20 protein-coding genes are annotated in these 21,482 nt (G+C 39.4%); 18 read left to right on the top strand and 2 right to left on the bottom strand.

What is annotated here, in order from left to right:
* Positions 1 to 8 precede the first annotated feature (8 nt).
* The 15 genes from htpG (at position 9) to AF333_RS22605 (ending at position 18,385) form a co-directional block, all read left to right on the top strand.
* A complete protein-coding gene (htpG, locus tag AF333_RS22675) occupies positions 9 to 1,889 on the top strand; it encodes a molecular chaperone HtpG (RefSeq protein ID WP_043069087.1) in 1,881 nt (626 codons plus the stop codon).
* 236 nt (positions 1,890 to 2,125) lie between these two features.
* On the top strand, positions 2,126 to 3,676 hold the full coding sequence (locus AF333_RS22670; RefSeq protein WP_043069086.1) for a serine hydrolase domain-containing protein: 1,551 nt from the start codon (positions 2,126 to 2,128) through the stop codon (positions 3,674 to 3,676).
* A 284-nt stretch (positions 3,677 to 3,960) separates the two neighbouring features.
* On the top strand, positions 3,961 to 4,680 hold the full coding sequence (locus tag AF333_RS22665) for a response regulator transcription factor (RefSeq protein ID WP_043069085.1): 720 nt from the start codon (positions 3,961 to 3,963) through the stop codon (positions 4,678 to 4,680).
* Positions 4,680 to 5,792, top strand: a complete 1,113-nt coding sequence (locus tag AF333_RS22660; protein WP_043069084.1) for a sensor histidine kinase — start codon at positions 4,680 to 4,682, stop codon at positions 5,790 to 5,792. The genes AF333_RS22665 and AF333_RS22660 overlap by 1 nt, the downstream gene beginning before the upstream one ends.
* A 102-nt stretch (positions 5,793 to 5,894) precedes the next feature.
* Entirely contained in the window at positions 5,895 to 6,671 is a 777-nt protein-coding gene (locus AF333_RS22655; RefSeq protein ID WP_043069083.1) for an ABC transporter ATP-binding protein, read from the top strand.
* Complete coding sequence (locus tag AF333_RS22650) at positions 6,646 to 7,995, top strand: FtsX-like permease family protein (protein ID WP_043069082.1); 1,350 nt, start codon at positions 6,646 to 6,648, stop codon at positions 7,993 to 7,995. The genes AF333_RS22655 and AF333_RS22650 overlap by 26 nt, the downstream gene beginning before the upstream one ends.
* A 204-nt stretch (positions 7,996 to 8,199) precedes the next feature.
* Entirely contained in the window at positions 8,200 to 8,418 is a 219-nt protein-coding gene (locus AF333_RS22645) for a hypothetical protein (protein ID WP_043069081.1), read from the top strand.
* 256 nt (positions 8,419 to 8,674) lie between these two features.
* The gene (locus AF333_RS22640) at positions 8,675 to 9,061 is read left to right on the top strand and encodes a RidA family protein (protein WP_043069080.1); all 387 of its coding nucleotides are present in this window, start codon (positions 8,675 to 8,677) and stop codon (positions 9,059 to 9,061) included.
* 126 nt (positions 9,062 to 9,187) lie between these two features.
* Entirely contained in the window at positions 9,188 to 10,396 is a 1,209-nt protein-coding gene (locus AF333_RS22635; protein ID WP_043069079.1) for an NAD(P)/FAD-dependent oxidoreductase, read from the top strand.
* A 94-nt stretch (positions 10,397 to 10,490) separates the two neighbouring features.
* Complete coding sequence (locus AF333_RS22630) at positions 10,491 to 11,942, top strand: MBL fold metallo-hydrolase (protein WP_043069078.1); 1,452 nt, start codon at positions 10,491 to 10,493, stop codon at positions 11,940 to 11,942.
* A 33-nt stretch (positions 11,943 to 11,975) separates the two neighbouring features.
* Positions 11,976 to 12,455 (top strand): cysteine dioxygenase, encoded by a 480-nt coding sequence (locus tag AF333_RS22625; protein WP_052812425.1) that lies wholly within the window; start codon positions 11,976 to 11,978, stop codon positions 12,453 to 12,455.
* A gap of 257 nt (positions 12,456 to 12,712) precedes the next feature.
* Positions 12,713 to 13,894, top strand: coding sequence for a MalY/PatB family protein (locus tag AF333_RS22620; protein WP_043069077.1), 1,182 nt, complete (start codon positions 12,713 to 12,715; stop codon positions 13,892 to 13,894).
* Between the two features lie 136 nt (positions 13,895 to 14,030).
* Positions 14,031 to 15,476: a sigma-54 interaction domain-containing protein gene (locus tag AF333_RS22615; RefSeq protein ID WP_043069076.1), complete on the top strand. Its 1,446-nt coding sequence runs from the start codon at positions 14,031 to 14,033 to the stop codon at positions 15,474 to 15,476.
* 151 nt (positions 15,477 to 15,627) lie between these two features.
* Complete coding sequence (locus tag AF333_RS22610; protein WP_043069075.1) at positions 15,628 to 17,106, top strand: amino acid permease; 1,479 nt, start codon at positions 15,628 to 15,630, stop codon at positions 17,104 to 17,106.
* A gap of 121 nt (positions 17,107 to 17,227) precedes the next feature.
* Positions 17,228 to 18,385 carry a trans-sulfuration enzyme family protein gene (locus AF333_RS22605; RefSeq protein WP_043069074.1) on the top strand — a complete coding sequence of 386 codons (1,158 nt, stop codon included), beginning with the start codon at positions 17,228 to 17,230 and terminating at the stop codon, positions 18,383 to 18,385.
* Positions 18,386 to 18,781: 396 nt separating this feature from the next.
* On the opposite strand, the gene AF333_RS22600 is transcribed toward AF333_RS22605, so the two are convergent.
* Positions 18,782 to 19,342 (bottom strand): ArsR/SmtB family transcription factor, encoded by a 561-nt coding sequence (locus AF333_RS22600; RefSeq protein WP_052812424.1) that lies wholly within the window; start codon positions 19,340 to 19,342, stop codon positions 18,782 to 18,784.
* 183 nt (positions 19,343 to 19,525) lie between these two features.
* Here AF333_RS22600 and AF333_RS37705 point away from each other — a divergent pair, with 183 nt between their 5' ends.
* The 3 genes from AF333_RS37705 (at position 19,526) to AF333_RS36975 (ending at position 20,740) form a co-directional block, all read left to right on the top strand.
* Positions 19,526 to 19,684 carry an MFS transporter gene (locus tag AF333_RS37705; RefSeq protein WP_407638659.1) on the top strand — a complete coding sequence of 53 codons (159 nt, stop codon included), beginning with the start codon at positions 19,526 to 19,528 and terminating at the stop codon, positions 19,682 to 19,684.
* 262 nt (positions 19,685 to 19,946) lie between these two features.
* Positions 19,947 to 20,516 carry a GNAT family N-acetyltransferase gene (locus AF333_RS22595; protein WP_043069073.1) on the top strand — a complete coding sequence of 190 codons (570 nt, stop codon included), beginning with the start codon at positions 19,947 to 19,949 and terminating at the stop codon, positions 20,514 to 20,516.
* A gap of 92 nt (positions 20,517 to 20,608) precedes the next feature.
* Complete coding sequence (locus AF333_RS36975; protein ID WP_268753637.1) at positions 20,609 to 20,740, top strand: hypothetical protein; 132 nt, start codon at positions 20,609 to 20,611, stop codon at positions 20,738 to 20,740.
* Between the two features lie 197 nt (positions 20,741 to 20,937).
* Here the strand turns inward: AF333_RS36975 and AF333_RS22590 are convergent, their stop codons facing one another.
* Positions 20,938 to 21,324: a VOC family protein gene (locus tag AF333_RS22590; RefSeq protein WP_043069072.1), complete on the bottom strand. Its 387-nt coding sequence runs from the start codon at positions 21,322 to 21,324 to the stop codon at positions 20,938 to 20,940.
* Positions 21,325 to 21,482: the final 158 nt, after the last annotated feature.

The raw sequence follows: 21,482 nt of genomic DNA, 5'->3' as shown, positions 1-21,482 counted from the left end.
AGATTTTAATGGTAAAACAACAATTTAAAGCAGAATCTAAAAGGTTATTAGATATGATGATTAACTCAATTTATTCTCAGCGAGAGATATTTTTAAGAGAGTTAATTTCTAATTCTAGTGATGCAATTGACAAAATATATTACAAAGCATTAACTGATGACAGTTTAAATTTTGATAAAGACAGTTACTATATAAAGGTGGCTGTTGACAAGGAAAATAGAATATTGAAAATCTCGGATACTGGTATTGGAATGACAAAAGAAGAACTTGAAAATAACCTTGGAGTTATTGCTAAGAGTGGGTCTTTAGCATTTAAAGATGAAAATGAATTGAAAGATGGACATGATATTATCGGTCAATTCGGGGTTGGATTTTATTCAGCTTTTATGGTAGCTGATGTTGTCACTGTAATTAGCAAGGCATTAGGGAACGACGATGCTTATAAGTGGGAATCTGCGGGTGCTGATGGATACACGATTGTTCCATGTGAGAAAGATTCAGTGGGTACAGAGATTGTTTTGAAAATAAAAGAGAATACAGAAGACGAAAGTTATGACGAGTACCTGGAAGAGTATCGACTAAAAGCGATTATCAAAAAATACTCTGATTTTATTCGATACCCAATAAAAATGGATGTTACGGAAAAAAGACTTAAAGAAGGTAGCGAGAACGAATTTGAGGATTACTGTGAAGAACAGATTATAAACAGCATGGTTCCGATTTGGAGAAAGAATAAAAGTGAGCTTACTCCTGAAGATTACGAGAATTTTTACATGGAAAAACATTACGGTTTTGACAAGCCTATAAAGCATATCCATATTAGTGTGGATGGTGCTGTGAGATATAATGCAATTTTATTTATCCCGGAGAACATACCTTTTGACTATTATACAAAAGAGTATGAAAAAGGATTAGAGCTATACTCAAATGGTGTATTGATCATGAACAAATGCTCAGACTTGCTTCCTGACTATTTTAGCTTTGTCAAAGGCATGGTTGATTCAGAAGATTTGTCTCTTAATATATCCAGGGAAATTTTACAACATGATAAGCAGTTGAAGCTAATTGCCAAAAACATCAAGACTAAAATAACAAGCCAATTGCAAAGCTTATTGAAAGATGATAGGGATAAGTATGAAAAATTTTATAAATCCTTCGGTAGACAGTTAAAGTATGGAGTTTATAGTGATTTTGGAAGTAATAAAGAAGTATTGCAGGAGTTATTGATGTTCTATTCATCCAAAGAGAAGAAGCTGGTAACCTTAGATGAATATGTCTCAAGAATGCCTGAAGATCAAAAATATATTTATTACGCTTCTGGAGAAACATATGAAAGAATTGAAAAATTGCCACAGACAGAGTTAGTATTAGAAAAAGGATATGAAATTTTATATTTCACTGAAGATATAGATGAGTTCGCAGTAAAAATGTTAATGACATATAAAGAGAAAGAATTCAAGTCTGTATCAAGTGGTGACTTAGGTATTGAAGCAGAAGAAAGCCAAAATAATACTGATTCAGAAGAGAATGAAAACAAAGACCTCTTTGACTATATGAAAAATATATTATCAGACAAAGTAAAAGATGTAAGGATTTCAAAAAGACTAAAGAACCATCCTGTATGTTTATCTACTGATGGCGAAGTAACAATAGAAATGGAAAAAATCCTAAAAACAATGCCGGGTAATCAAAATATAAAAGCTGAAAAAGTTTTAGAAATTAATATAAATCATGAGGTATTCAAATCATTAAAAGATGCTTTTGAAAAAGATAAAGAGAAATTAAATTTATATACAAATTTATTGTACAATCAAGCACTTCTAATTGAAGGATTACCAATCAATGATCCGGTAGAGTTTACAAATGATATTTGCAAAATAATGGTGTAATAGTTATATCAATTCGACACTACTATTTTATAAAAAACTAGGAGAGCATGGGTTTATGCCCATGCTTTTTTATATGTCAGGCTTTTATTTATATATACATCTGATCTGCGCAGATTTGTGACAACATTGTAAGGAAGATCGTTGCATTATGAAAGGAAGATCGATCGAACAGGAGCTTTGAATGAGATACTCTTAAATCATACAAGCAAATAGTTGAACAAATAGGAGTGGAACAGATGGAGAGTAGACAGAGAGCAGCAGCGATTTTCAAAAGCATCGTATGTTTGGTTATTTTAATAGGGATCGTGAATGAGTTGCTGTTTGCGAGGGCTGCGATTGCAGAACCGGGCAATCCGGCTAACCCAGTCAAGTCATCCAGCAGGAATATAGAGGATTTCAAGCAAAAGATGGATGAACAAGTGCCGAAATGGCAGGAGAACTATGGTGTGCCAGGGGTTGCGCTAGGCATTGTTCATGAGGGGCGTATCGCCTATACGCTCAACTACGGTTATGCGGATAAAAAGAAAAAGATACCGCTGAGTGACAATACCTTGTTTCAGGCTGCTTCCATATCCAAGAGCCTTACTGCGTGGGGGATCCTGCACCTTGCAGATGAAGGACTTTTATCACTCGATGATCCTGTCGGAAAGTTTTTGACACGCTGGCAATTACCCGCCTCAGGGTTCAATCATGATGAAGTCACAATAAGGAGGCTGTTAAGCCATACTGCGGGGTTATCTCCGCATAAAGGATATCTCGGCGTAGCGCCCGGGAAAAGACTTCGCCCTATCGAGGAGTCTCTGTCCGGAAAAGGATGGTTCAATGAACCAGTAAAGATTACCGGGAAGCCGGGGGCAGAAGCGGTGTATTCTGGAGGTGGATATACCATGCTGCAGCTCGTTATCGAAGAGGTGACCGGAATGCCATTTGACCGTTATATGAAGGAACAAATTATGAAACCGCTCGGAATGAAATCTAGTTCGTTTCGACAGGAGCCCACAGATTCCAATCTTTCCAAAGCCTATGGATATTTTGGACAAGAGCTTCCGAATTACCAATTTTCCGAACAGGCCGCTGCGGGTCTCAAAACGAATACAACCGATATGATGACATTGATACTGGCAAGTATGGAGGTAAGCAACAGTGAAAGCAAAGGACATGGTGTCATCACAAGTAAACGCGTAGAGGAGATGCAAAAGCCAGTATTATCTGAGAATGGTTTGGGTGTATTTGTGAAAAAGTTGTCTAATCAACATACATTGATTTATCACTCCGGTGATAATCGGGGCTGGCATTCTTTTTATGGTTTGATTCCGGACACAAAGGATGGATTGGTCATTCTTACAAATAGCGAGAACGGTATAGAACTAAGACAGGATATCTATCATGCTTGGATTGAATATGAAACCGGAACGTTGCCTGAAGGGCATTTCTCTATTGCCGAACAGAGAAAACACAACTCAGTGATATCTGTCGTCATTGGAGCCGCGCTTGGAGTATACTTGCTGCTGTTTGCGGTCAGACTGAGCAGCGGTAGGAGAGTCTTCATTACCAAACATAAGAAGAAGCCTTATGTCAGGGCAGGGATCAGAACTTTCTTGCTCTTGCTTACCGGTACGACCTTGTTCTGTACTTCCTATGTATGGAGCGTTCTAAGTTTAAATTTAGGCAATAAAATAAACTTTCTTCTCATAATGGCTTGGCTTGTAGCGTTATTAATCGCTGGTTTTTTTCCGAAAACACCAAAGTCGTCTGATACTTTGATTGCTAAAAAGCCGTATAGTTGATTGTCTGTTTGTTTCAAGTACATCGATTCAATTATTGTGCGTCACTCTCCGGAGTGATTCAGGGTGTGGAGAAACCTCACGGTTTTCCACGCCTGCTTTTATTTAGCGAGAAAAAAGTATGAAAATCGGAGTTTTCCCTTGATGAAGGAGAAAAAATTCCCAACCATCTAGTGGTTCTTTTTCAAAGAATAGTTTTTCTCTACAATATAAAAAAGAGTGCAGAAAAAAATTGTAGGTTTCTCTACATTCTAAGTTTAGCGTAGAAAAACTTTTAGGAGGAATATATGTATCGCATTTTTATTGTGGAAGACGATGATAAAATAGGAGCTGTTCTGAAAAGAAGTATGGAAAAATACGGATTTGAAGCCTTGTGTGCATCGCAATTTCGTGAAATGATACCAGAGCTAGAGGCGTATGCGCCGCATCTGGTACTGCTTGATATTAACCTGCCGTATTTCGACGGCTATTATTGGTGTAGGCAAATCCGTGCGCGATCGAGTATGCCGATCATCTTCATATCTGCTCGAGAGGGTGAGATGGATCAGGTAATGGCCATTGAGAACGGCGGCGATGATTATATTACGAAACCCATTCATTTGGATCTCTTAATGGCCAAGGTTAAAGGTATACTAAGAAGAGTTTATGGTGAATACGCCGCTGCGACAGGCCTTACCATTCCTGAGACTGAGTTGAATGTGCAAGGCTTACGGTTGAATCTTAGCCGTAATGAGCTGGTGTGGCAGAAGCAAAAGGTTGAGTTGACGAAAAACGAACATTTATTGGCTAAATGCTTCATGCAGCAGCTCGGGCAAGTCGTCTCACGCGATCAGCTTCTAGAGGCATTATGGGATGATGTACAGTTTGTCGATAACAATACGTTAACTGTTAATGTGACGAGGCTTCGAAAGAAGTTGGAGGAACTCGGGCTGCCGAAGGCGATTGAGACGGTTCGTGGCCAAGGCTATAAGCTGATCCTCGATGATGGGCGAGAGGAACCAAGTTAATGAAAGGACTATCGGTAACTTTATTTTTTCGTGATCGGCTACTTTATGTGTTATTATGTGTGCTTATTGTTGGACTTGGTGTTGGATTTATGCTGCTGGAGAAGAAGCGTTATCCTGGTGTAATTGATACAGGAACGATTTATTATTTTGTGGTACTTGCTCTATTTTTCATTGTATTGTGGCTGATTGTTGACTATATTCGTCAAAAAGCTTATTACAAGCAAATTGGGAATGCGATTGAACGAGTTGATGAGTTACAGGCCGTAGCTATCGTGCAGTCTATGGTAACGAGAGAGCAGCGGCTTGTCGCTCACTTGTTGGAGAAGCAGCATAACGCTTATTTGAATGAACTTGGAAAATATCGTCGTCAACAGGAGCTGCACAATCATTTTGTATTGCAATGGGTTCATCATATGAAGACACCTGTATCGGTTATCGATTTGCTCGCACAGGAAGCTTTGCAGGAGATGCCTTCTACAAAGGAGGGACAGAAGCAGCTTGTTGTCAGCATGCAGGAAGAAGCAGAGCGGATGAAAAGGGGCCTAGAAATGATGCTATACACAGCACGCCTTGAAAAGTTTGAAATTGATCTTCACCTCAAAAAAATTCCACTCCATGAATTGATTCGTACCGTTATGAATGCGCATAAACGTTTGTGTATCCGTCATTCCATATTTCCGCAGATTAATGGTGAGGCGTGGGTGGAAACGGATGAGAAGTGGATGACAGTCGTGTTGAATCAATTCGTTAGTAATGCGATCAAATACAGTAAGAGCAAGCCGGGTGAGAAGAAGCTTGTTTTCCACTTAGAATCGAATATGAACGGAGGCAGCAAGCTGAGCGTAACAGATGAGGGAGCAGGAATAGCGCCGCACGATATGTCGAGAATATTTGAGCCGTTTTTCACCGGAGAGAATGGTCGCACTGCAGGGGAATCGACAGGAATGGGGTTATATCTGGCGAAACAGGTATGCAATCGGCTCGGTCACGGTCTTTCTGCAGCGTCCGATTTGGGCGTTGGAACGACGTTTACCGTCACTTTTGAACCGAGTGGCATTCATATGCTCGGTAGCAAGGCAGCAGAAGACAAGCACTCAGTGACAACATTGTAAGGTGTGCAGCATGATTTTGAAAGGAAAATCGATCGGTTCGGTGTCCCCTTCCCGCTATACTAACGTTAGTGAAGCATATACAAACTGAATCAGGAGGAACCAATGAGTGTACTTAGAGCACAAGGGCTCGGCAAGCTATACAGTTCTAAAGGAAGTGTCGTCTATCAGGCATTAGAAGATATTAACTTGCACGTAGAGGCTGGCGAATTTGTCGGTATTATGGGACCATCGGGAAGCGGGAAGACGACGCTGCTTAATCTGCTGGCGACAATTGATCGTCCTACGTCTGGCCAGATCGAAATTAATGGTGTTAACCCGAGTAAGCTGAGTGATAAGAAGCTAGCATTGTTTAGGCGACGTGAGCTTGGCTTTGTCTTTCAGGATTTCAACCTGCTCGACACGCTGTCGATCAAGGACAACATTATTTTACCGCTCGTATTGGAAGGGATGGCTCCGCACCTGATCGAGCAGAGACTAAATCCGCTTGCCGAATGGCTGCAAATTACTAAGCTATTGGGTAAACGTACATATGAGGTGTCCGGTGGACAGAAGCAGCGCGCAGCTATTGCACGCGCCCTTATTCATGAGCCATCATTAGTGCTCGCTGATGAACTGACTGGTAACCTTGATTCGAAGGCGGCAAAGGATGTGATGGACACGCTAAAGGAGATGAACGAACGGTTGAAGGCGACTGTGCTCATGGTGACACACGATCCATTCTCGGCGAGCTATTGCCAGCGCATTGTGTTCATTAAAGACGGTAAGCTTTTTTCAGAAATACGGCGCGGCTCGAATCGACAAGCGTTTTTCCAACAAATATTGGACGCGCTCAGCGTGCTGGGAGGGAATTACGATGACATTCCGCTCACTCGCGCTTAGCAATATCCAGGGCAATTGGCGGTCATACAGCGCGTTTTTTATGAGCAGCGTATTTTCCGTGATGATCTTCTACATATATGCTGCTTTTCTTGCTCATCCTGATGTGATGAGTGGTCATATTGTAGCAGCTGAAAAAGTAAGAAAAGGCATGGTGTTCTGTGAATATGTTATCGTAATTTTCTCGTTTCTATTTGTGCTTTATTCCAATTCGGCTTTTCTGAAGACAAGAAAGCAGGAATTCGGCCTGTTCTCGTTGTTTGGGATGACCCGCATGCAACTTCGTAAACTTGTCATCTATGAAAATATGGCGATTGCGGTATTAGCGATTGGGGTCGGCATCGGACTAGGTATTTTGTTTAGCAAGCTGTTCTTTATGGCGCTTGCTGTGCTGCTCGATATAAACGATCCGATGGTGTTTGCCGTTCCACTGGGAGCGGTGTGGCTAACGGCAGGGAGCTTTCTTGTGTTGTTTGCGATCATTTCTCTCTGGATAGCGCTGCGGATGGGACGTACAGAAATTCTTGATTTACTTAAGGCTTCACAACAGCCGAAGGGGCAGCTTGTTTATTCACGATGGCTTGTCCTGCTTGCAGTCGTGTGCTTAGGAGCTGCTTATAGTATGGCGTTGATGCTAAACGAAGCGTACTTTGACCTTTTGGTACTGCTTATCTTACTTACAGTTATAATCGGTACATATCTTTTGTTCACGCAGTTAAGCATAATGTTGTTGAAGTTTATTCAGAAGCGTGTTGATATCTACTATAATCGTACGAATATGATCGTATTCGCCCAGATTGGCTATAAGATGAAGGATAACGCCCGGATGTTGTTTATCGTATCCATTTTGAGCGCGGTGATTTTAACGGCTACGAGTGCGATTTACATGTTAGCACTAGCGGCACAATACCAGGATATAAAGACGCAATATGATAATGTTAAGGAAGTAATCTCGCTGACGATGTTTATCGGTATGTTCATCAGCTTGCTGTTCTTCATTGCATCAGGAAGCATGATTTACTTCAAGCTGTTTACGGAACTACAGGAGGATCAAGCGCAATTTAAGGCGCTGTCCCGAATCGGTATGACCCAAGGTGAAATTCGGAGAATCGTCTTCACGCAGGTTGGCATTATTTTCTTCGTGCCGTGTATTGTCGGTATTGTTCACGCGTTAGTCGCCATGAAAGCATTGGATAACTTTCTTATGTTATCTAGCTGGCTCTATTCATTCAGTGTTATCGGCATTTATGTCACCATGCAGACGGTTTACTTCCTTGTCGCCTGCAACAGCTATATGAAAAGCATCTTGCGCGGAGCTGCCTCGTAATGGCATGGGTGGCTCCTTCCTTGGTGTAATAAAAAGAAATACCCTCAGAATGAAAAAAATACGATAACTACTCAACTTGCCTCTGGACATTCATCGCGACGGTACAAGCACTGAAGTTTCATATCAGTTGCTTCCTCAGTGGTGGGAAATTGGGGATGAGATTAATACAAACCGTACAAAGGTTTGGAGAAGAACAAGCGATTTATGGTATTAAAAATCCTTAAACATTTCCTTATTCAACAAATGGGTTCCCTTATGGTGAATAAGAAACAACAAGCCGATTTTCCTGAATGTACAGGAAATCGGCTTTTTCTATGCAAAAAATTGCTTAACGTAGGGAAAGAGATGGTTAAGCCCGAAATAAAGGCTGACTTAGAGGTAGTAATCCATGTCACTGTTAAAATGATGGCGATTTTAGCATAAATGAAAAAATGATCCCTAGTATTGCAAATAAGCAAACACTAGTTAGTAAAGGGTTTTTTAAATTAATTATTGCAAAAATGGAAATTTAATAATAAAGAATTGTGGGCATATGCTTATTTTACAAGGAAAAATAAATTGGCATGCTATTTGCTGTGTTTTCTAGGTAAGAAGCTACTGCATGTTTCTTCTGTATCGTAGAGCTTCTTATCCCTGTGAATAGGGAATAGAAATATATAACAGTGGAGGTTTGGAGCGTATGAAAGAAGTTATTAACACAAAACTCGCACCTGGGGCAATCGGTCCTTATTCTCAAGGCACCAAATGGAAGGACTTGATATTTACCTCAGGTCAAATTCCTCTCGATCCTAAAACAGGGGATTTGGTAGAAGGTGATATTGAAGTGCAGGCCCGTAGAACTTTGGAAAATTTGAAAGCAGTTATAGAAGCTAGTGGCTCTTCAATAACAAATGTTCTTAAAACAACTTGCTATATTACAGATATGAATCATTTCCAAAAATTTAACTCGGTATATCAGGAATATTTTAGAGAAGGGGTTCCAGCCCGCTCCTGCATCGCTGTTGTTGAATTGCCAAAAGGAGCACTCTGTGAAGTTGAAGCAATAGCCGTTATAAAGGAGCTATAATTTTTGTTCGTGATTCTGATGATCGTAATGGCAGTGAGAATGACGATATCAAAGAAGACAAAAAGTCAAGACTAAAGCCGTACAGACATGAAGCTTTTTAATTAAATTGAGTTAGGATGGTTCAAGATGAAAAAGCCGGGTCATGAGACGCGTTACAAAGTTGTAATTGTGGGTGGAGGGAGTGCAGGAATCACTGTTGCAGCTCGACTTTTACGTGAAAGGCGTGCTCTCAGGGAGAGTGTGGCCATTATTGATCCCGCGACGAAGCATTACTATCAGCCATTGTGGACGCTTGTGGGTGCTGGTGAAGCCAATAGAGAGAGTACAGAACGTGAGGAAGCATCCGTTATTCCTGATGGGGCGGTATGGCTACAGGATACAATCACCGAATTTCAACCAGATGAAAATGCTGTTATCACAGACTCAGGCTACAAGTTGTATTATGACTATCTGATTATCGCCGCAGGTATTCAGATCGATTGGAATAAGATAAAAGGACTGAAAGAGAGTATTGGTAAGGACGGGGTATGCAGCAATTATTCTTATGATTATGTCGAAAGTACATGGGAAAGCATCCAAAGTTTTAAAGGGGGGAGTGCACTATTTACGAATCCGAACACACCGGTTAAATGTGGGGGAGCTCCCCAGAAGATTATGTATTTGGCAGACGACTATTTTCGAAAATCAGGTGTTCGTTCTCGGTCTGAGGTCACGTTTATCTCAGGGGGAGCGACGATATTCAATGTTGAAAAGTATGCACATGCATTACGCAAAGTAATTGAACGAAAGCAGATTAAAACACAATTCAATCATAATCTTATTGAGATCAATAGTCGAAATAAACAGGCGATCTTCGAGAATGTAAATACGAGGGAAAGAGTGATTATGCAATACGATATGATTCATGTGGTCCCGCCAATGAGCGCTCCTGATTTTATTAAGATGAGTCCACTTGCAGCGGAGAGTGGTTGGCTTGAAGTAGATCAGTATACCCTGCAACATAAACGTTTTCATAATGTTTTTGGAATTGGAGATTGTACCAATCTCCCTACGTCTAAAACAGGTGCTGCGATTCGTAAGCAAGCACCGGTACTTGTAAAAAATTTGTTATGTTTAATGCGGGCAAAGCCAGTTGTCCATACCTATGATGGTTACACATCATGCCCGCTGGTTACCGGGTATGGCAAGCTCATATTGGCCGAATTTGACTATGGATTGAACCCGCAAGAGTCATTCCCTATCGATCAATCTCGTGAAAGATTTAGTATGTATGTACTGAAGAAAAACTTACTCCCTATTATGTATTGGAATGGCATGCTCAAAGGTCTCATGTAAGAGACATTGCAACTAGGCATACAGTAAAGGTTTGCTGGTGGTTTTATCAGTGTGCAATCAAAATAAGCTGGAAACTTGAAGAGGAGGTTGACTTATGTTACTAAAGTATTTCTATGATGACAAATTGGCTCAAGCTTCTTATCTAGTGGGATGTCAGGCTACCGGAGAGGCGATTGTCATTGATCCGGCTCGTAATATTGAATCTTATGAGAAAATAGCCAAAGCACATCATGTTCGAATTGTTGGTGTAACGGAAACACATATCCATGCAGATTTCCTATCCGGTGCACGGGAGATAGCTTCAAAATTCGGGGCAACGTTATATTTGTCTGATGAAGGAGGGCCGGATTGGAGATATAAGTACTTACCTGAGTTTAAACATTGTTTTCTAAAAGATGGGGATACATTTAATATTGGTAACATTAATTTTGAAGTCATGCATACACCGGGGCATACGCCAGAGCATATTTCGTTGCTAGTAACGAATGGCGGTTCGTCAGCAACAGGACCAATGGGGATATTTACTGGGGACTTTGTATTTGTCGGTGATGTAGGACGGCCTGACTTGCTGGAAAAAGCTGCTGGGGTACAGGGTTCTTCTGAAGAAATGGCAATTGCTATGTTTCATTCCTTACAGCGTTTTAAACAGCTACCGGATTATATACAGATATGGCCCGGCCATGGAGCAGGTAGTGCATGTGGCAAAGCTTTAGGAGCGATCCCATCATCGACTGTTGGATATGAAAAAATGACGAATTGGGCATTGCAATGCGAGGATGTGAGGCATTTTACCGAGATATTACTGTCTGGTCAGCCTGAGGCACCAACTTACTTTTCAATGATGAAACGATTAAATAAAGAAGGAACACAGCTGTTACAAGAAATTACAGATCCGCATTGTATGGAGCCATCTATAGCTACAGTACAAACATGGGTGAAACAGGGGATTGTCGTGGATACACGTCCGGCAAGCGAATTTTCCACAAAACATTTACGTGGAGTAATTAATATCCCATACAACAAATCGTTTGTCACTTGGGCTGGATGGCTACTGGATTATACGCGTCCAATTTATCTTCTAGCAAGCGATGAATATGTTCGGGATGTTTTGCAAGATTTACGTTCCATTGGATTGGATTATGTAGTTGCGACAATGGACCCGAATGTCATTAATCAGGCAGAAGAGTCTGATAAGCATGTAATGGTATATAGGGAAGTAACACCTGTTATGGTAAATGATGCTGTTCGAACAGGGCAAATGTATGTGCTTGATGTTCGGAGTACAAGCGAATGGGAGGAAGGACATATTCCACAAGCAAAACATATTATGCTCGGATATTTACATGAACGAGTACGGGAAATACCGTCTGATAAACCGATTCTTGTCCATTGCAAGGCTGGAGGAAGATCGGCGATTGCAGCAAGTATTTTGCAAGCGCAAGGTTTGGAGGACGTACGCAACTTGTTAGGCGGATATGACGAATGGATAAAGCAGGGCTACCCGAGTCAAAGAGAAAGTGATTTGTTGGAAAATAAAACAGAATAATATAGGGCCATTAATTTTATAGGTGGTGGAAAAATGGATTTTTTGGAGGATATTAAAAAGGTGCTTGGACAAATGAACAAACCTTCTGCAATTCAGTTACATAGGGCTATGGAAGGTCTTCGTTTTACAGTACAAGATATTTTGCCTTACATTACAGAGCCAACTAGTTTATCGTATGGCAGAAATGTTATCTATCACTCAAAGGATATTGAAGTTATTGTGTTGCATTTTCCTAACCATTCAATAACTGATATTCACGATCATGGGGATTCGATTGGATGCGGTATAGTTGTTGAAGGGGAATTGACGGAATTTTCTTATGTAATTAATAAGGAAGGAACACCAGAGCTTGTTTCAAAATCAAGCGCAAGGGAAAAAGAGTTTTTCCATATATCAGAACGGCACATCCATGCGATGGCAAATGAGAAAGATGAACGACTTATTACGTTGCATGTTTACACACCACCACTCAATGGAATTAAATATTTCAAATCAATAAAAGAATGTGTTTAGTTTTCCCATAAACTCAAATTTTTTATCACTATTGCAAATGTGTTAATACCCAATATTAAAGGGTTTGTATAGAATGATTATTTCAAAGTTGGGAATTAAATAGTAAGTATTTGTGGAAACATAGCTGTTTTACAAGGGAATATTGATTGGCATAACATTTGCTAAATTATATAGACAGAAAGGCAGGGAAGTATATGTAAAAACAATAAATTGTGTAGCTGTAAAATTGATAATAAAACGGATAGGAGACGTCACACATGAAATACAATTTTGATCAAAAAATTAATCGTTTGAATACTGCTTGCGAAAAATGGGACGATCTTGAAAATCGTTTTGGCGTTAAGGATGTAATTTCGATGTGGGTTGCAGATATGGATTTTCAGTCTCCGCCGTCTGTCATGGAAGCGTTAAAGCGAAGAGCGGAACACGGTATGTATGGTTATACACTTAGACCGGACTCGTATTTTGAAGCGATTACTGACTGGCTTAAAAGGAGACACCAATGGTCTGTGAATAAAGAATGGATCGCCCATAGTCCAGGTGTTATTCCAGCACTAGCTTTGATTATTCGTTCATTTACGCAACCGGAAGATAAAATCATAATCCAGCCCCCTGTATATCATCATTTTTCCCGTATCATCCAAGCTCAGGAGCGTGAAGTTGTCAACAATCCGCTTAAATTAGAGGATGGACGTTATACGATGGATTTTGATGATTTGGAAGCAAAAATTGATCCGAAGGTGAAGATGTTAATTCTTTGCAGTCCGCATAATCCGGTGGGAAGGGTATGGAGCGAATGGGAGTTGATGAGACTAGGACAAATATGTATGAAGCATAACATTCTGGTTGTTGCGGACGAAATTCATTTTGATCTTGTATACAAGAAATATAGCCATGTACCATTTGCACGCATTTCAGAAGAGTTCCTTGATCATTCGATTACTTGCATCGCACCAAGCAAAACATTTAATCTAATGGGATTACAAGTATCAAGTATTATTATTCCGAACAAAGAACTACGCCACAGATACAATAAAGAAGTGAATGATTTATCGATTGGCTCACCCAACACATTTGGAGTTGTGGCATCAGAGGCTGTGTACCGTCATGGGGAAGAATGGTTAGATGAGCTTATTCGTTATTTACAGAAAAATTTAAATTATCTTACGTATTATTTCAGAGAAAAAATTCCGCAAATCAAAGTGATTCAACCAGAGGGAACGTATCTTGTATGGCTAGATTGTCGAGAATTGGGCCTTTCTTCTAAAGAATTGGATGACTTTATGCTCCGAAAAGCGAAAGTTGCAATGAATGAGGGGTATATCTTTGGAGATGAAGGAGAAGGCTTTATGCGAATGAATATCGCTTGCCCGCGTTCTATTTTAGAAAAAAGCTTACAGCAGATGGAACAGGCTATCCATTCTTTATGTAAAGCATAGGAAGAGAAATGATTTTGGATAAGGAGGAGGGAGAAAGTGACTCCCTATAGCCCAAGTTGTTACTTCTATATATAATTTAATTGCACAAAGAAGCATATCGCAAACTAGAGGTTCGTTATATAAAGAGGAGGACAATATGGCAAGCTTCATCCGTATACAAGAGTTTATTCAGACTTACGCTGAAAACATTGCAGAAGTTCTTGATCTGGATGTAACAGTTCTTGATGGAAATGGCATTCGTATTGGTGGAACCGGTTATTATCGGGATTCGATTGGCAAATCGGCACCTGAAGGATCGTTTTTCAGAATGATTCTGGAGACAGGAAAACCTGGAATGATCTACGATATGAAAAAAAATGAATCCCAATGTATGGGCTGTAAGTTTATGAATCAATGTAAAGAACTTGCTACTATTGGCTTTCCGATATTAAAAAAAGAGCAGCCTATTGGAGTTGTTGGTATCATTGGTTTTTCTCCTGAACAAAAGGAAAAGATGATTATAAACTCCGATAAATTGATACGATTTTTGCAGCACATGAGCATGCTGTTGGAAAATAAGTTGGTCGTACTAGATTTTGGGAATAACATGGATTGCAAAATCCAGGAGGATATGCCTCTATCAGCAAAACGAGTGTCATTTGAAAGTATTATTGGCAGGAATTCGGGATTGCAAGAAGTTATTAAAAAAGCAAGACGAATTGTTAACAGTCCATCAACGGTTTTAATTAGGGGAAAAAGTGGCACAGGAAAAGAATTATTAGCCAAAGCAATTCATTATGAAAGCGAGCGCAGAATGCATGCCTTTGTTGCTATTAATTGTGCGGCTATACCCGAAAATTTGCTAGAGAGTGAGTTATTTGGTTATGAAGGTGGAGCATTTACCGGATCAAGGCGGGAAGGAAGCATTGGAAAGTTTGAATTGGCTAACAAGGGAACTATTTTTCTTGATGAAATAGGGGATATGCCGCTTTTTCTACAATCAAAATTATTACGAGTTTTACAGGAGAAAGAAATCGAAAGAGTTGGCGGTAAGAAAGCCATTCCTGTCAATGTACGGGTAATTGCAGCTACTCATCAAAATCTGGAGGAAATGGTACAGCAGGGCTCGTTTCGCGAAGATTTGTACTATCGTTTAAATGTTATCCCTCTTTATATGAAACCGTTAAAAGAGCGCCGTGATGATATTAGCCTGTATCTTAACTATTTTCTACGCAAGCATGGTCGGATAATGAATCGAAACTTTTTACGTATTGATCCGATGTTGGAGCGGTGGTTAGTACAATATGATTGGCCAGGAAATATAAGACAGTTAGAAAATGCTATCGAATATATGGTAAATATGGCTGAATCAGAAACAATCAGTTTTCAGGATATACCTGACTATTTGCTGCAGCAAGAGGATATTCCTGTAAACCAAAAAGGATTAAGTTTAGAACAAATGGTTTCAGAATATGAAAAAAATATTATACAAAGTTACTTTCTAGCTGAAAAATATCGGAATGATAAAGAACAAATCGCTCTAGAGTTGCAGATTAGTCTTTCCACATTATATCGCAAGCTAGAAAAATATAAACTGTGTTAAAACCATTAACAGAATTACTCTTGTAAAACTAAAATATACGTTTTGCAAGAGTAACTCACCAATGATATATATAAAATTCTTAATATTCAGTTATATTAACAAGAGTTCAATCGGGTTGTGATTATAGTTCTAAAAAAGTGAGGGATTTACTATGGCCAAGCCAGAATATGAATTAAGTACTGTCCTAAATGAGGACAAGCCGAAAGAAAAATTACATCGAAGTTTGCAGTCAAGGCACTTAACAATGATGGCCATTGGCGGTGCAATTGGAACCGGATTATTTGTGTCAAGCGGATCGACCATCAGTACGGCGGGGCCAGGAGGAGCACTCGTCGCATTTATCCTAGTTGGTATCATGGTCTATTTTGTAATGAATAGTCTGGGAGAATTGGCATCATTTTTACCCGAACCTGGATCGTTTGAAACGTATGCTACAAGGTATGTTGATCCAGCCTTGGGATTTGCCCTGGGTTGGAACTATTGGTACACGAATGCAATTACAATTGCTGCTGATTTGGTGGCTGCTACCCTTGTTATGAAATATTGGTTTCCAGACTCATCCCCGCTATTGTGGAGCACATTGTTCTTGGGATTATTGTTTTTTCTCAACGTTTTATCGGTTAAAGGGTATGGAGAAAGTGAATACTGGTTTGCTGGTATTAAAGTTGTCTCTATTATTGTGTTTCTGGTTGTCGGTGTTGCAATGATTTTTGGCATTATGGGAGGAACTGCAGTTGGTTTCAGTAATTTTACCAAGGGGGATGCTCCGTTTCATGGCGGATTACTATCTATCTTTAGTGTCATACTCTTTGCAGGGTTTGCGTTCCAGGGCACGGAGGTGATTGCAACTGCCGCTGGTGAAACGAGTAATCCGTCGAACAGCGTGCCCAAGGCAATTCGAACCATTTTTTGGCGAATTCTTATTTTTTATGTGTTAACGATTTTAGTCATTGGTTTGCTTATTCCTTATACTGACCCTAATCTCCTTAAAACTGGTATCCAGAATGTTGCGATCAGTCCGTTTACCCTTGTCTTTGAAAGAGCAGGATTAGCCTTTGCTGCTGCTGTCATGAATACTGTGCTTCTGACGTCGGTTCTATCGGCAGCAAATACAGCGATGTATGCATCTTCACGTATGCTTTGGGCATTAGCGAGAGAGGGAAAAGCACCCCGCATCTTTGCTAAGGTAAATTCGCGTGGAATTCCAATGGCTGCACTATGGGTATCTGTAATTGTGGGGATGGTATCTTTCTTGTCCTCTATGTTTGGAAACGGTGCCGTGTTTATGTGGTTAGTGGGAGCTTCGGCAATGACTGGGTTTATTAAGTGGTTCGGAATTGCGATTAGTCATTATCGCTTCCGTAAGGCATATGTAGCCCAAGGCAGAGATGTAGCTAAATTACCATACAAAGCCAAATGGTTCCCCTTAGGCCCAATCATCACATTCTTGTTTCTTATTATCTTTGTTCTCGGACAAAATATTTTTACTGAAAGCGAAGTTGGTTGGGTCGAGATAATAATGACTTATATGGCGCTTCCTTTCTTTTTACTTCTTTGGATCGGCTATAAAATTGTTCACAAAACAAAAGTTGTACCTCTTATGGGGTGTGATTTTGAGAGCAAAGAGTAAAAATGCTTCTGATACATGGCAGAAGAACTCCAAATAATTATTAAAAAATTTAAGATATAGATTGCTAGAAGGGAGGCTTTACATTAAAATTTATGTTACAAATTTTAGGAGGGATGTAAAAATGAAATATGCTTCGAAATTAGTAAGAGTAAATAAAGACCCTGGGTATGGGTCACATATATCCCCTGTTTATTTGACTTCAACGTTTGTATTTGAAAATGCCCAAATAGGAGCAAAGCGTTTTGCTGGAGAAGATCCGGGGTTTATGTATTCACGTTTAGGAAATCCGAATGTACGAGAGCTCGAAGAAAAGATGGCAGCATTAGAGTTTGGGGAAGATTGCCTTGCTTTTTCTTCGGGTATGGCAGCGATTACAGGTTGTCTTTTAGGAATTTTACAGGCAGGAGATCATATTATTGCACATACATCTTTATATGGTGCAACGTATGCATTTTTGGCAAAAACTATCAAAAAATTCGGAGTAGATGTAACATTTGTGGCGTTTAAGACAGGAGAAGAAGTCGAACCATATATCACAGCAAAAACCAAAGCGATTTATTTTGAAACGCCTTCAAACCCTATGTTGTCTCTAGTGGATATGGAGAGCATAGCAGCTATTGCTAAGCAAAAAAGAATCTTGACCATTGTTGATAATACTTTTTTATCTCCATATTTGCAAAATCCTATTCAACACGGCATCGATATTGTAGTACATAGCGCAACTAAATATTTGTCTGGTCACGGATATCTTATTGGAGGTCTAGTGATTAGTAGTAAGGATATTATTGAGCCGATGAGAAAAGAAGTACAGAAGAATATGGGGGCGAACTTATCTCCCATGGATGCATGGCTTCTTTGTCAAGGCATACGTACATTGCACATTAGAATGGATCGTTCACAGCATAACGCACAGATTTTGGCGGAACGTTTGGAAAAGCATGAAGCTATAGAGCAGGTCTTTTTTCCAGGGTTATCAAATTTCGAAGACAATTATATTATGGAAAAACAGATGAAAGGTCCAGGTGCAATGATTTCGTTTGTCTTACGAAGAGGCTACGAAGCAGGGGTTAAGCTTATGAATTCAGTTAAATTGAGTACATTAGCCGTTTCACTTGGGGATGTAGGTACATTAATTCAGCATCCAGCTTCCATGACACACGCTATTATACCTAAAGAAGAAAGAGAGAAAGCTGGTATTTTAGATGGGCTTGTCCGCCTTTCTGTTGGAATTGAAGATGTGGAAGATATATGGAATGATCTTGAGATAGGATTAAAATAAAGTAATTTCGTATGAAAAATATCTTTTAAGAACATGATTATCTAGATTAAAGAAAATAAACTGGTTTTGTTTAAATTCATTGTGTAAAGGATGCTGTCCATCTTTCCTATCATATAAATATAGACCGGAGTTAGCTAGTTTTGAAAAGTGACACTTTAAGTTGTATTATTATGTTAAGAGAGCGTTTGCATACGAACAAGGCCGATTTTTCCTACTTTAGGGAATTAATCGGCTTTATTTTTTATTCAAGTACTCATTATGTTTATTCTGACTTTATATCCAGTCCAAATTCATTATGTAAACCTGCTTGTCCAATCTCTGTGATTTGAATACTCCTATGGTGTTGAGCACGTTTAATCCAGCCAAGTTCAAACAATTTTTCTGTATTGGCTGCTCCTAATGCTCCTGATAGATGGTATTCGCGTTTTGTCCAGTCAAGGCATCGCCGGGCAAAAAATCGTCGTTTCTGTTGAAGTTTTTTGTATCTATTCCTAAATTTTCGAATTTCCTAATCCCTTTACTTGTAATGTTATAGTCCTGATCTAAGGGTTCGATGTAACCTTCCTCTTCAAATACTCTGGTCAACTCTACACCTAGACGACCAGCAAGATGATCATAGCATGTACGAGCATATCGTAATACTTTCAATTCGTCTGATTCACGAAGGGATCGAATTTGAATTTTTGGCGTGAGGACAGCCATTGCTTCTATTACACGTACAACATCATTGGTTGGAATTCGGTAATAGCGATGACGTCCCTGTGTTTCGACTGTTAGCAGACCTCCATTCACAAGTTTTGAAAGATGGGCACTTGCCGTTTGGGGTTTAACTTTCGCAATATATGCCAACTCCCCAGCTGGTAACGCATTACCATTAGACAATGCAATTAGAATAGCTGTTCGAACGGGATCACCAATTAATTCGGCTATCGATGAAATATTTTTATAAGCATCCATATTTCGATGATACGTGAAATGTATATGAATTACAATCTTCTTATAAAAAATGATTTTTAGATGGAGAGGAATGAATCAGAATGAAAAAAGAAAGGAATTGTGATCGGAAAATAGGAACGATTACAGTAACAATCGCAGGAATCGGCATGTTTCTGTCCACATTAGACTCAGGAATTATTAATATTGATTATATTCCGGACGATTCAAGGAATCGGTGCTGCCATGTTACAAGCTAATGCTGTTGCAATCATTACAATAATCGTTACACCTGAAAAGAAAGGAGCTGCTCTTGGTACACTCGGAATGATAATGGGGCTTGGTCCTGTGTTGGGTCCTATATAAATTACACTTGATATTTTGACAGGGGAATGTGGTGGGAAGTAGGAAATTCGGAAAAAAGAAGAAGCTGGATGCGCCCTGCGATCCGGCAGAGGAAAGGTCAGCGTGTCTTTTTCCGACCGCTCCCACCCACCGCCCTTCCTTCTTATCTCTCACCACAAGAATTTGTCGATTTATCAAATCAGATGTATTATAGTAAAAAACTTTGCTTAATGCTATTGAAAGTAGTCATGTCATTTCAGTTAACAAAAAGAGGGAGAAACAAATGGAACTACTAGGACAACGAGTCAAATTAAGATTAATGAAAGAAAAAGATGCTGAAGCTCTCTATTGTATTGTTCAAGAATCTCCAGAATTATGGACATACATGGTTAGAAAATTAGAAAGTTTTGAGGATATGAAAAAGATCGTAACAGAAGCAATTGAAGATTATAAGAAAGGAAAGGCACTGCCTTTTATCGTCATTGATCAGAAAACGAACAAGATTGTAGGTAGTACACGCTTATATGACATTTCTTTTAATCATCGGACTTTGGAATTAGGATCCACATTTTATTCTCCATCCGTACAGAGAACAGGCATAAATACTGAATGTAAATACTTATTACTTCAACATGCTTTTGAGAAACTAGAAATGATCCGCGTTCAAATTAAAACCGATGAGCAAAATAAACGGGCGCAAAAAGCAATCGAACGTTTAGGAGCAAGAAAAGAGGGAGTTCTACGTAACGAAAGAACATTACCGAATGGCCGGATTCGTGATGCCGTAATATATAGCATTATCAAGGAAGAATGGCCTTTGATAAAGGAAAAGTTAGAAATATATTTAGAGTAACACTTGCCTTAAAGCCAATTTCTTTTAGCTTACAGGAAGTCGTCTTTTTCTATATATGAATCGCTTAGACGGGATATAAACATTAACGTTAAATGGTAAAAGAAAAAGGGGGGGCTGGTTTTCCCCCTGGGTGTGGAAAAACGGAAGGTTTCTCCGTGCTACAGGCATACGCAGAAAAATGGCGCAAAGAAAATGAATTGAAACAAGATGTTGCTAATATATGACATGATATTTGTACCCCGATGACCTCTATTTTAGGGTATATTTAGAATCGGGCAAACTATCATCATTGAAAGTGGAGCACTAAGATTAAAGGTTTTATTAGAAGATTTTTTGAATTATCTCTAATAGAGTTTGAAGATTATCCATTAAAGATGGAAAAGATAAATTTGAACCATTTGCTTTTAATTTGTATAATCAATTACAGCATTTTATATATTTCAATCAGGTTCCCATCTGGGTCCCGAAAATGTGCAACACGTGCCCGCCATTCCTTACGATCATGCGGTTTATTAACAAATTCAATTCGATTTTCCCTGAAACGGTTATAAGTCTTATCTACATCCTCTACTTCAAATTGAAGCAAGAATCTTGATTGAGATTCACCTTCTAAAGACGTATTTCCTTCTCCAACCACTTCAGCCATCACTTTTCGAGATAAAAGTTCAATTTTCGTTTCACCATTATTGAAAAGCGCATATTCCATTTCTTCCTCGTACCAACTTACTGGAAGCTCCAATAAATCTTTGTAAAACCGGGTACTTTTCTTAAAATCAGTAACCAAGAGTCTGATTTGTAACAACTTCAATTCAATTACCTCCTATAATATTAGCCATTTAACCGATATCAGTTCCAATCATGATACAGCGAATGTTTCTCGACCACGCTATTATTATAAACAAACGTAACTGACACTAATGGTCAGTCAATATTTGTCTCTCTCAACATATGCAATTTATATAGCAA

Source organism: Aneurinibacillus migulanus (assembly GCF_001274715.1).
GTDB classification, from domain to species: domain Bacteria; phylum Bacillota; class Bacilli; order Aneurinibacillales; family Aneurinibacillaceae; genus Aneurinibacillus; species Aneurinibacillus migulanus.
The sequence above is the reverse complement of the archived record's forward strand: the minus strand, read 5'-3'. Positions and strand labels throughout refer to the sequence as shown.

Excerpts from the sequence above, each read along its gene's own strand:
- htpG (WP_043069087.1), top strand. The coding sequence starts at position 9 with ATGGTAAAACAACAATTTAAAGCAGAATCTAAAAGGTTATTAGATATG.
- AF333_RS22670 (WP_043069086.1), top strand. The coding sequence starts at position 2,126 with ATGGAGAGTAGACAGAGAGCAGCAGCGATTTTCAAAAGCATCGTATGT.
- AF333_RS22665 (WP_043069085.1), top strand. The coding sequence starts at position 3,961 with ATGTATCGCATTTTTATTGTGGAAGACGATGATAAAATAGGAGCTGTT.
- AF333_RS22660 (WP_043069084.1), top strand. The coding sequence starts at position 4,680 with ATGAAAGGACTATCGGTAACTTTATTTTTTCGTGATCGGCTACTTTAT.
- AF333_RS22655 (WP_043069083.1), top strand. The coding sequence starts at position 5,895 with ATGAGTGTACTTAGAGCACAAGGGCTCGGCAAGCTATACAGTTCTAAA.
- AF333_RS22650 (WP_043069082.1), top strand. The coding sequence starts at position 6,646 with ATGACATTCCGCTCACTCGCGCTTAGCAATATCCAGGGCAATTGGCGG.
- AF333_RS22645 (WP_043069081.1), top strand. The coding sequence starts at position 8,200 with ATGGTATTAAAAATCCTTAAACATTTCCTTATTCAACAAATGGGTTCC.
- AF333_RS22640 (WP_043069080.1), top strand. The coding sequence starts at position 8,675 with ATGAAAGAAGTTATTAACACAAAACTCGCACCTGGGGCAATCGGTCCT.
- AF333_RS22635 (WP_043069079.1), top strand. The coding sequence starts at position 9,188 with ATGAAAAAGCCGGGTCATGAGACGCGTTACAAAGTTGTAATTGTGGGT.
- AF333_RS22630 (WP_043069078.1), top strand. The coding sequence starts at position 10,491 with ATGTTACTAAAGTATTTCTATGATGACAAATTGGCTCAAGCTTCTTAT.
- AF333_RS22625 (WP_052812425.1), top strand. The coding sequence starts at position 11,976 with ATGGATTTTTTGGAGGATATTAAAAAGGTGCTTGGACAAATGAACAAA.
- AF333_RS22620 (WP_043069077.1), top strand. The coding sequence starts at position 12,713 with ATGAAATACAATTTTGATCAAAAAATTAATCGTTTGAATACTGCTTGC.
- AF333_RS22615 (WP_043069076.1), top strand. The coding sequence starts at position 14,031 with ATGGCAAGCTTCATCCGTATACAAGAGTTTATTCAGACTTACGCTGAA.
- AF333_RS22610 (WP_043069075.1), top strand. The coding sequence starts at position 15,628 with ATGGCCAAGCCAGAATATGAATTAAGTACTGTCCTAAATGAGGACAAG.
- AF333_RS22605 (WP_043069074.1), top strand. The coding sequence starts at position 17,228 with ATGAAATATGCTTCGAAATTAGTAAGAGTAAATAAAGACCCTGGGTAT.
- AF333_RS22600 (WP_052812424.1), bottom strand. The coding sequence starts at position 19,342 with ATGGATGCTTATAAAAATATTTCATCGATAGCCGAATTAATTGGTGAT.
- AF333_RS22595 (WP_043069073.1), top strand. The coding sequence starts at position 19,947 with ATGGAACTACTAGGACAACGAGTCAAATTAAGATTAATGAAAGAAAAA.
- AF333_RS36975 (WP_268753637.1), top strand. The coding sequence starts at position 20,609 with ATGGTAAAAGAAAAAGGGGGGGCTGGTTTTCCCCCTGGGTGTGGAAAA.